This window comes from Vibrio sp. OY15 (genome assembly GCF_000742455.1).
Taxonomy (GTDB): domain Bacteria; phylum Pseudomonadota; class Gammaproteobacteria; order Enterobacterales; family Vibrionaceae; genus Vibrio; species Vibrio alginolyticus.
On sequence record NZ_JPIL01000001.1, the window covers coordinates 50,186 to 61,619 of the forward strand.

At 43.9% G+C, this 11,434-nt stretch carries 8 protein-coding genes; all 8 read right to left on the bottom strand.

Annotated features, from left to right (window positions below):
• Positions 1-5 precede the first annotated feature (5 nt).
• Positions 6-1,277, bottom strand: a complete 1,272-nt coding sequence (locus tag IJ23_RS00210) for a YeaH/YhbH family protein (RefSeq protein WP_005378448.1) — start codon at positions 1,275-1,277, stop codon at positions 6-8.
• Positions 1,278-1,324: 47 nt separating this feature from the next.
• Positions 1,325-3,259: a PrkA family serine protein kinase gene (locus IJ23_RS00215; RefSeq protein WP_005378447.1), complete on the bottom strand. Its 1,935-nt coding sequence runs from the start codon at positions 3,257-3,259 to the stop codon at positions 1,325-1,327.
• Positions 3,260-3,752: 493 nt separating this feature from the next.
• On the bottom strand, positions 3,753-4,253 hold the full coding sequence (locus IJ23_RS00220) for a YfbU family protein (RefSeq protein ID WP_005378446.1): 501 nt from the start codon (positions 4,251-4,253) through the stop codon (positions 3,753-3,755).
• A gap of 136 nt (positions 4,254-4,389) precedes the next feature.
• The gene (locus IJ23_RS00225; RefSeq protein ID WP_005378445.1) at positions 4,390-5,055 is read right to left on the bottom strand and encodes an energy-coupling factor ABC transporter permease; all 666 of its coding nucleotides are present in this window, start codon (positions 5,053-5,055) and stop codon (positions 4,390-4,392) included.
• A 154-nt stretch (positions 5,056-5,209) separates the two neighbouring features.
• A complete protein-coding gene (gene pflA, locus IJ23_RS00230) occupies positions 5,210-5,950 on the bottom strand; it encodes a pyruvate formate lyase 1-activating protein (RefSeq protein WP_005378444.1) in 741 nt (246 codons plus the stop codon).
• Positions 5,951-6,161: 211 nt separating this feature from the next.
• Complete coding sequence (locus IJ23_RS00235) at positions 6,162-7,139, bottom strand: lipid A deacylase LpxR family protein (RefSeq protein WP_005387855.1); 978 nt, start codon at positions 7,137-7,139, stop codon at positions 6,162-6,164.
• A 153-nt stretch (positions 7,140-7,292) separates the two neighbouring features.
• The gene (pflB, locus tag IJ23_RS00240) at positions 7,293-9,569 is read right to left on the bottom strand and encodes a formate C-acetyltransferase (RefSeq protein WP_005378442.1); all 2,277 of its coding nucleotides are present in this window, start codon (positions 9,567-9,569) and stop codon (positions 7,293-7,295) included.
• Positions 9,570-9,872: 303 nt separating this feature from the next.
• The gene (locus tag IJ23_RS00245; RefSeq protein ID WP_005378441.1) at positions 9,873-11,420 is read right to left on the bottom strand and encodes a DUF3360 family protein; all 1,548 of its coding nucleotides are present in this window, start codon (positions 11,418-11,420) and stop codon (positions 9,873-9,875) included.
• Positions 11,421-11,434 lie beyond the last annotated feature (14 nt).

Below are 11,434 nucleotides of genomic sequence, written 5' to 3' on the forward strand. Positions count from 1 at the left end.
CCTCCTTACGCCGTTTCTTTTTGGAATAGTTCACGAAAGACTGGGAAAATATCCTCCACAGAGCGAATGTTTTTCATTGCGAAATTAGGAAACTCTTCAGTGAGTTTTTCGTACTCATGCCATAGAGTTTGGTGCGAGCGCCGCGTGATCTCTATGTAAGAGTAGTACTGACAGTTTGGAAGTAATTTGTTCACTAACAGATCCCGGCATCTTGGCGAATCATCTGCCCAGTTGTCACCGTCGGATGCTTGAGCTGCATATATGTTCCACTGACCAATCGGGTATCGCTCTTTTACTATTTCATCCATTAACTTGAGCGCGCTAGATACAATGGTACCCCCGGTTTCTTGTGAATAGAAAAATTCGTGCTCGTCCACTTCCTTCGCTTGGGTATGGTGGCGGATAAAGACGACTTCGACATTCTCGTAGGTACGAGTTAAGAACAAGTACAAAAGAACATAGAAGCGTTTTGCGATGTCTTTCGTTGCCTGGTCCATCGAACCGGATACGTCCATTAGACAGAACATGACCGCTTGGCTTGATGGTACCGGGCGTTTCTCATAGTTCTTGAAGCGTAAGTCGAAGGTATCGATGAACGGCACGCTTTCGATTTTCTTGCGCAGTTCTTCAATTTCAGCCTTCAAGCGGTTCTCTTCAAACTGCTGAGCAGGTTCAATATTTTTGATGCGAGCAAGTTCGTCTTCTAACTCTTTAAGAAGTCGTTTCTTACCAGCAGTCATTGCAGTACGGCGCGCAAGAGATTGTTGCAGAGAACGTACTACGGCGATATTGGAAGGGATACCGGCAGTTTGAAAGCCTGCACGGTGCGTTTTCCATTCTGTGATTTTGGCAATTTGGTTTTTTTCTAGATTAGGCAGCTCGAGATCTTCGAACAAAATATCGAGGTACTCATCTTTTGATATTTGGAATACAAATTCGTCTTGGCCTTCTCCATCTGGACTGGCGTTCCCTTCTCCAGAGCCGCTACCTTGACCGCCACCTTTGGGACGCTCAATCTTATCACCAGTAATGAATTGGTCGTTACCGGGATGAACTCGTTCGCGAACACCACCTTTGCCTTGATGAAATATAGGCTCATTGATGTCTTTGTGAGGGATAGAGACGTCTTCGCCCGTTTCCGTATTCGTAATCGAGCGTCGATTCACTGCGTCTGCTACCGACTCTTTTATTTGCTCTTTGTGGCGCTTCAAGAAGCGCTGTCGATTAACAGCGCTCTTGTTCTTGCCATTGAGCCTTCGGTCTATAAATTGCGCCATGAAATAGCCCTCTTCATGTTTCACAAGCGACCTAACTCAATACTGGGTTAGGATGACTTACGTACTCGTAGGTACCACTCAGAAAGTAGGCGAACCTGTTTCTCGGTATAGCCTTTTTCCATCATGCGAGCGACAAAGTCGTCGTGCTTCTTCTGATCTTCAGAAGAGGTTTTCGCATTAAATGAGATAACCGGAAGTAGCTCTTCGGTATTGGAGAACATTTTCTTCTCGATTACTGTGCGCAGTTTTTCGTAGCTGGTCCAAACCGGGTTTTGACCATTGTTATTCGCTTTCGCACGAAGCACAAAGTTAACGATTTCGTTTCGGAAATCTTTCGGGTTAGAAATACCAGCTGTTTTTTCGATCTTCTCTAGCTCAGCATTCAGTGAAGAGCGATCAAATAGCTGACCAGTTTCTGGATCTCGGTACTCTTGATCTTGAATCCAGAAGTCTGCATAGGTGACATATCGATCGAAGATGTTTTGGCCGTATTCAGAGTAAGACTCAAGATAAGCGGTCTGAATCTCTTTACCGATAAATTCAACGTATCGAGGTACTAGGTAGCCTTTCAAGAACTCGAGATATTTCTCTGCTGTTTCAGCAGGGAACTGTTCGCGCTCAACCTGTTGTTCAATCACATAGAATAGATGTACAGGGTTGGCTGCCACTTCGGTTTGGTCGAAGTTAAATACGCGTGACAAAATCTTAAAGGCAAAACGTGTTGAGAGACCGTTCATGCCTTCATCGACACCAGCATAATCACGATACTCTTGATAGCTTTTTGCCTTTGGATCCGTATCTTTCAGCGTTTCACCGTCGTATACGCGCATCTTAGAGAAGATGGACGAGTTCTCAGGCTCTTTAAGTCGAGAAAGAATACTGAATTGTGCCAGAGTCTCGAGCGTGCTTGGTGAACAAGGGGCTTGAGACAACTCACTGTTTTCAAGAAGTTTTTGGTAGATTTTGACTTCTTCTGAAACACGTAGACAGTAAGGTACTTTCACAATATAAACACGGTCCAAGAACGCTTCATTGTTCTTGTTGTTACGGAAGGTCTGCCACTCAGATTCGTTTGAGTGAGCCAGAATCATACCGTCGAATGGAATCGCAGAAAGGCCTTCTGTGCCGTTGAAGTTGCCTTCTTGCGTTGCTGTTAACAGCGGGTGAAGCACTTTGATTGGTGCTTTGAACATCTCAACGAATTCCATTAAACCTTGGTTTGCTTTACACAGCGCACCGGAGTAGCTGTAAGCGTCTGGATCGTCTTGCGAATAGTGTTCAAGCTTACGAATATCGACTTTACCAACCAATGATGAGATATCTTGGTTGTTTTCATCGCCTGGTTCAGTTTTGGCAATACCGATTTGGTCAAGGATAGAAGGGCGTACTTTCACTACTTTAAATTTGGTGATATCACCACCAAACTCGTGAAGACGTTTAGCGGCCCAAGGAGACATTATCGAGCGAAGATAACGGTGCTCGATGCCATATTCTTTTTTCAAAATATCGCCATCTTCTGTGGCTTTGAATAGGCAGAACGGATGGTCATTCACTGGGCTGCGTTCGCCGTTAGCAGTAAGAACATAAATAGGCATCTGTTCCATCAGAGCCTTAAGCTTTTCTGCAAGCGAAGACTTACCGCCACCTACAGGGCCGAGTAAGTAAAGAATCTGCTTACGCTCTTCTAAGCCTTGCGCCGCATGTTTTAGGTAAGACACAATTTGTTCTATGGCATCTTCCATGCCATAAAAGTCTTTAAAGGTTTCATAACGAGAGATAACACGATTCGAGAAGATTCGGCTTAGTCTCGGATCCTTTGCCGTATCGATTATCTCTGGTTCACCAATCGCCATCAGTAGGCGTTCTGCTGCATTAGCATAAGCGCTTTTGTCATCTTTACACAGGGCTAAAAACTCCTGTAACGACATCTCTTCATCTTTTGCAGCTTCATATCTTGATTGATAGTGGTCGAAAATACTCATGTCGCTTTCCCCTTTAATAGTCAGTCTACCGACGAACGTTGATTCAGGCTTTCCACCAACAGTTATGCTCGTTGTTGTTTGAATATACGTCCTGTTATCACATTTGGTTCGTACAGAATGTAAGATTGGCGACACCAAAGACTTTGCTTTATGGACGGTTTTTTCGTTACAACGGTGAGCGGTGGATATGAATTTTTCAATCACAGCCTTTCTCTACTTAAGCCTAGTCGGGGATTTGCAATTTTGCTTAACAATTATGAATTTATTGTAAAAGTGACATTTGAATCACTCTTTTATTAAGGACGAATTTATGTCGTGAATAGGTGCAATAGAAATCAAATATTTGGCAAAGACAGAAGAGTCTCAGTGATTCGTTGTTCTACATTGAGCAAGGTAAGTGAAAGAGGTAGGAAGAGAGCAAAGTCTTAGATAAGTTTGTGACAGGGTAAATAACAAGGAGAGCGGGCGCTCTCCTCATTCTTAGACGACCATTTTATGCGCTGAAGATTTGCGCTAGTTCGTTTTCACATAAATGATACTGACGAGGGCAGTTACGCCAAGTTTGCAGCATACGGCGGTATTTATCTAGCATCGGCATTTGGCTGTTAAAGTGATGATCTGCCTTGTCAAACTGAGGGTACAAACCTTCAGAATCGATGAGAAAACGTACGTAATGTACTTGTTGCGCTTCTGAAGCAATATCAAATCCCAAGAACTTCAAGCGGCGCTGATCTACGTTGCTGCGATCTTCATCGTCTAGCATGTTGTAAGATTCTTGCATCGCATGATACATCTCCATAACGTCGATGATCTCACGACACTCTGCTTCTGAGAGGCAGCCGAAATCTTTGTTCAACTCTCGCATTTGTAGTTCATAACCACGTTCAACGATCGTTTGTAAGCGTTTGTATTTGGCCGCATTACTTGGATCAAGTTGAGACATAAGGTTGTATTGGTTTGATAGAATCAAACGTTGAGCGTTTGACATTTCCATGGTGACCTCACTAGATATCTAATACATTTTTAATGTGCTTAGGTTAACGCTTAAGACATGAGTGAAACATGATCTCAACACATATTTAATACTAAAAAATGGCAAGAACTGTCACTTTTGACCAGTTTGAAAACACTTATTTATGGTAATGATTGTATATGTAGTCTCGGTCTGAAAATACTCTCAGCCACTCTGGCTTGAATACGGTTAAAACCGCCAGTGCCATACCATTTAATAGACCTTCTGGAAAGGCGAGCAACGGCACAAAAACAAAGTAGTTATGTTGAATGGTTTCCCAATCGTAGTGACCAACTGATAGGTGATAAAAAGAGTTAATGATGAGGTGCAGACTTCCTGTTATCGCGCCATTGAAAAATCCAGCAACGAAGATGAAAACAAAAATGTTTCGTGGCAAGTAGTGGTAACTCAGAAGAAACACTAAGTAACTAATGAAAATCGGAATTAGGGCAGATAGAACTAACGACGTGGGTAAGAGTAGCAAGGACACATCATGTAGTAGGTGGTTGACCAACATAGCGGGAATGCTGAGTAGAAATGCCATGCGCCAACCATACATCATCGTCAGCGTTGTTAGTGCAAGAAAATGAATCTGTAATCCTTCTTTTACACCTGCTTGAGCTGTCCATAAAATACTGAAAAAGAAGAGCGTTGCAAAAACGAGGTGCTGAAATCCTTTTTCTTTTTCCAGTTTGGGCCAAACGACTTTTTTCCAATCTGGTAGGCAGTAGACTACTACTATCCAAATTGAGACAACAAGAGAGCCTAAGTTAAACAAATCCATGTTACTTCCTTCCTATGCGAACATGACGCAATCATTTCTATCGTTCTTTTTATACCTAAATGACCGCAGAGAAACTCACTGATAAGGCTTAGATATAATCAAAAAAATACCAGCAATAAGCTGGTATTTTAAAGAGGTTAGTCTTGCGGTTCACTTAGTATTTTACGTTATCGTTGTATTGAGCAAGAATGGATTGAATTTCATCCATGGTTTCTTTCGGTGGCGGGTTTACGCCTTCGAGTGGGTATTCTAAGCCTAACGCTTCCCACTTATGAGCCCCTAATTTGTGGTAAGGAAGTAACTCGACCTTTTCGATGTTATCCATGTCTTTAATAAATTCACCAAGCATGTGTGCTGCTTCTGGGTCATCTGTGTAACCAGGCACGACGACATAGCGAATCCATGTTTTCTTTCCGATTTTTTGCAAGTAACGAGCAAAGTCCAATGTGCGTCGGTTGGATACACCAATGAGATCTTGGTGCACTTCGTCTTTCATGTGTTTGATGTCAAGCATGACTAAGTCTGTTGCATCCAGTACTTCATCGATAACATCAGTGTGCTTACGAACATAACCGTTAGTATCTAGACATGTATGAATGCCTTCGGCTTTAGCAGCGCGGAAAAAATCACGTACGAATTCCGGTTGAAGCATCGCTTCGCCGCCAGAACAAGTAACGCCACCGCCTGATGCATTCATGAAGTGGCGGTAACTTTTCGCTTCGGAAATGATTTCTTCAACCGTGACTTCTTTGCCATCATGCGTGTCCCAAGTATCGCGGTTATGGCAATACTTACAGCGCATTAAACAACCTTGCAAGAAGACGATAAATCGAATACCAGGTCCGTCTACGGTACCACATGACTCAAATGAGTGAATACGACCAGCTGTTGACATCTTTTGCTCTCATTACTAGTAAATTCTAGCTGTTATTTTATTACAAAAAGCAGGGTTAAAACAGCTTTGTCGGTACTAAAGGCAAGGTTATTTGAAGAAAGAAAATAGATGGAGCCAATCTACATAAACGCTTGAACACGAGGTGGTTAATACCTACCCCGAGAACTTGCCGTGTATCTAGATTGACTTCGATGCTGGGATAATCCAGTTTTTAGAAAAAGGCGAACACGGAGAACGAGCCTGTCCCATAAACATCGGTTTGGGCTTCTTCATAATCCGGTGTTTTAATCGTAAAGGTGATGCTTGCACCGTAATTTTGGTTGTACCAAGATACCCCCGCGACGGCACTTGCTTGCCAATTTTGCAGTGTGACGTCGTATGGCGCTGACGGTTCAGGAATGCCAGGACGATCTCCTTCGATAGTCATGTCATTAAAGCGGTAACGACCTTCAAACCCGGTGAACAAGAACCAACTCGACGTGTTCTGAGCGATCATACTTGCTGAGAAAGGGCTTTCGACACTGATATTGGCTGCTCCGATGCTATTCGCTAGGTTTGTACCCCAACGAAACATGACGCCTTGAGAGACATCACTACGGAAGTTACCCGCATTGATGTCGTTGATGTTGGTGATCTCCCATTGTGTTTTTTGTTCTTCGCTGCGCATCAATTTGTTAAATACGCGGTAACCAAGGCTGAACGCAACTTTATCTTCAATCTGGTAATCCCAACCTTGAGGGTCCGTCGATCCTGTTATGCCGTGAACGATTTCTTGCGCCTTTTCTGATAGCGAACTTTCACCCGTAGCTCCTATGGTGAAATTGTACCGTACAGCTTTGTCACTCGTTAGGGAAAGGTAGTTGATTTCGGTGTGTAGGTAACCGGCATATGGGCGATCATTGATTAGTGGATAATCGGCTTCAATGTCGCTTGGAGTCCACATTTTGTGGCCAAGAACCAACTCTATTTTATCGATATTGGCGTGCTCTGAGTTAGCTAGACTCAGCCATTTCCATTGGCTTTCTTGTGTCAGTTGGTCTGTCGCGTAAGAAAGGAAAACACCATTCGTATAGTCTTGATCGACGCCAAAAATACCATCGTTGTCGATGGTAAAAGAAACCGTAGACTTAGTGGATGCTATTGCAACTGGAGAAAGAAGGGTAAGAATAATTAATTTACTAAATCTCATAGACTTTATTTGCTAACTTTTTTCGCATCATACGTAAGAATGCGGGCAAAAGTCTTTCGCGATATCACAACTTTCATTCAAGAAATAAAAAAAGGCTGATGCTACTTAGCATCAGCCTTTGTTGTATTACTAGAACGTTATTTCGCTATAGTCTTATAGAGACTCAGTGAATGTACGTGCGATTACGTCAGCTTGTTGCTCTGCAGTTAGAGAGTTGAAGCGAACAGCGTAACCAGATACACGGATTGTTAGCTGAGGGTATTTCTCTGGGTGCTTAACTGCGTCTTCTAGAGTTTCACGGTTAAGAACGTTCACGTTTAGGTGTTGGCCACCTTCGATACCCGCTTCGTGGTGGAAGTAACCATCCATCAGACCAGCAAGGTTAGCGCGTTGTGAACCCTCATCTTTACCTAGTGCGTTAGGTACGATAGAGAATGTGTAAGAGATACCATCTTGTGCGTCAGCAAACGGCAGTTTAGCAACTGAAGTTAGTGATGCTACAGCACCTTTCTCGTCACGACCGTGCATTGGGTTTGCACCTGGAGCAAATGGAGCACCAGCACGACGACCATCAGGCGTGTTACCAGTTTTCTTACCGTAAACCACGTTTGAAGTGATAGTAAGAATTGACTGAGTAGGGATTGCATCACGGTAAGTCTTAAGCTTACGGATTTTGCCCATAAATACAGAAACAAGTTCACATGCAATGTCATCAACGCGTGGGTCGTTGTTACCGAATTTAGGGTAATCGCCTTCGATTTCGAAGTCGATTGCTAGACCGTCTTCGTCACGAATTGGCTTAACTTTTGCGTATTTAATTGCAGATAGTGAGTCAGCCGCAACAGATAGACCAGCAATACCACAAGCCATAGTACGTTTAACGTCACGGTCGTGTAGAGCCATTAGTGCCGCTTCGTAGCTGTACTTATCGTGCATGAAGTGGATAGCGTTTAGTGCAGTCACATATTGTTTCGCTAGCCAATCCATGAAGTGGTCCATTTTCTCCCACAGTTCATCGTAGTTAAGAACATCGCCTTCGATCTTAGGCATTTGCGGGCCAACTTGGATTTTTAGCTTCTCATCCACACCACCGTTGATGGTGTAAAGCATTGTTTTCGCAAGGTTCGCACGAGCACCGAAGAACTGCATTTGCTTACCAACAACCATTGGGGATACACAACATGCGATCGCGTAGTCGTCAGAGTTCATGTCTGGACGCATTAGGTCGTCATTTTCGTACTGAATAGAAGAAGTATCGATAGATACTTTCGCACAGAACTTCTTGAAGCCTTCAGGTAGTTGCTCAGACCAAAGAACAGTGATGTTTGGCTCTGGAGAAGGACCCATAGTGTATAGTGAGTTTAGGAAACGGAAGTTTGTACGAGTAACTAGCGTACGACCGTCAAGACCCATACCACCCATAGACTCAGTTGCCCAGATAGGGTCGCCAGAGAATAGATCATCGTACTCAGGAGTACGTAGGAAACGAACCATACGTAGTTTCATTACGAAGTGGTCGATCATTTCCTGAGCTTGTTCTTCAGTTAGCTTACCAGCCGCGATATCACGTTCGATGAAGATGTCTAGGAACGTAGAAGTACGACCTAGAGACATAGCCGCACCGTTTTGAGACTTAACAGCAGCTAGGTAACCGAAGTAAGTCCACTGAATAGCTTCTTGCGCAGTTTCAGCAGGACGAGAAATATCACAACCGTATTTTGCAGCCATTTCTTTGATTTGACCTAGAGCACGGTGTTGCTCTGCGATCTCTTCACGAAGCTGCATTGTCATTTGTAGGTCTTCGCCGTTCTCAAAACGCTCTTGTAGAGAAGAGAACTGCGCGAATTTATCCTTCATTAGGAAGTCAATACCGTATAGAGCAACACGACGGTAGTCACCGATGATACGACCACGACCGTATGCATCTGGAAGACCAGTCAGTACGCCAGATTTACGACACGCCATGATTTGAGGAGTGTAGATATCGAAAACGCCTTGGTTGTGAGTTTTACGGTATTCTGTGTAGATTTTTTTAACTTGTGGGTCTAGCTCGCGGTCGTAGGCTTTGCATGAACCTTCAACCATGCGGATACCACCGTTAGGGATGATCGCACGTTTTAGAGGAGCGTCAGTTTGAAGACCTACGATAGTTTCTAGGTCTTTTTCGATGTAGCCTGCATCGTGAGCAGTGATGGTAGAGATAACTGAAGTATCAAAATCAACAGGAGCGTGAGTCGCGTTCTCTTGTTTGATGCCTTCCATTACCTTAGCCCAAAGCTTGTTAGTCGCTTCAGTACCTTCAGAAACTAGGAAAGATTCGTCGCCTTCGTACGGAGTGTAGTTCTTCTGAATGAAATCACGAACGTTTACTTCGTTTTGCCAGTCGCCTGCAGCAAAACCTTCCCAAGCTTTAGCAAATTGCTCTGCCATGACATACCTACCTTTTTAGTAGAAAAAAATACGTACTGCTTCGCCGTTGAGCCAGCTATCCCCAGATAAAAGAGGGGAACAGTACACTCTTATGAATAACAATATTTATAGTCTTAAATTTACGTATTCGATTTACAAAACTATAAATATTGTCACTAGTTTTAACGTTTCTCTTTTTAAGCAACAGTTAGAGGTTAAACTAAAATTTTTTTGCAAACCTTAAACTAAATCAATAAATCCTCAAAAATCTCGATAAAAATGGGGTAGCGACGAGCGCTACCCACAAATTTCTGGACTGCTAGCTTATAGCCAAGCTTGGATGCCATACTGGCCTTCAAGCATACCAACTGCAAGCATAGCAACTAAACAGATAACAAGTACGCTTACTGGGATCACAATCTTGTCTACAAATGATAGGCGAGACGCGCGCTCTTTATCTCCAATTAAACCGTTGTTATCTAAAAGCATAGTTAGTGCCCAAGCTAGAACTGGGTTAACAACGGCAGAACCAAAGATACAGATACCTGCTGCTTGTGAGTCTTTCGAGTCCTTCACCATCTGCATGCCAGCTTCAAGCAGTGGTAGAGATACACCAACGAGAAGAGCAACGCGCATAACTGGAGGCCATACTGCAACGTCCATAGGAAAACCAAGGATTGCAACAATAATACATAGAGAGCCTAGTAAGATGGCGCCAGCAGGAATAGGGCGTTTCGCGATTGCAGCAGGGATCATGTAAGTCCCCCAAGATGATGTGATGTTACCACCACCCACTGCAGTACCGACCATTTGGCGAACGGAACACATTGTCATTGTGTCATCAACGTCCATCAGCACTTTCTCACTCTTACGTGGGTAGTTCATCTCTTGGAAGATACGGTGACCCAAGAAGTCAGGTGACCACATTGCTACCGCAAGTATGGCGAATGGTAGTGAAGCGATGAAGTGTTCCATATTAGGAAGACCAAGCATCCAACCTTCTTCTGTTGAACCCCACCAGTAGATTGGATTTAGGTTTGGAAGGCCTGTCTCGGTTACGAATTTAATATCGAAGCCTGCGCCAAGAGCAAGTGCGATTGCAAGCCCAGTGAAGGCACAAACAGGGATCGCTAGCCAGCGTTTGTTCACTTTAGCAAGGAACGCGTATAAGCCAATGGTAACCGCAAGAACAATTAGACCGATGTAACCCATGCTACCAGCGGCAACCGTATCGGATTGCAAACCAACAGCCCAAGCTTGAATAGAGTTAATTTGGCTCATGGTTCCGGTTAAACCTAGGAAAATAAGAAGGCCACCAGCCGTACCTTCAGAGGTGAGGTTAACCAGTTTTGACCCACCTTTTAAGAGGCTCAAAATCAAACCAAACACACCAATGAGAATTGCTAATGCAAGAGGGTGAGCACCAGCAAGAGCGATGGTACCAATAAGAGGGATCATTGGGCCGTGGTTGCCTGCTAGGTTGGCTTTAGGGTTAATAAAACCAGAGGCAAGTACACAGAAAAGAAGTGCAGGGATGAGCATTTCTACACGCGCAACTTCGATAGCAAAGTCCTTGCCTAAGTTTACGTGGTCCCATGCTGCAGTAAGACCTTCAGCCCAAGACATCATTACCGCAGAGTACATTGCGATAATACCGATAGTACCAGCAAGTGCTGGAACAAGGTCTTCAAGCTCAAAGCGGAAGTCACGACCTGGCAAGTTCAAGCCAAAACGACGTGGCTTCATGATTTGTAGTTCGTGGTCTAGGTAGTCTGAACGGCTTGCGAACTCAGATGCTGGACGATGAAGCTCACGGTAGCTCTTGGTCTCGATATCTGAATCAGAGTGCGTTTTGTTAACTGCGTCTGACATAGATTCCTCATATA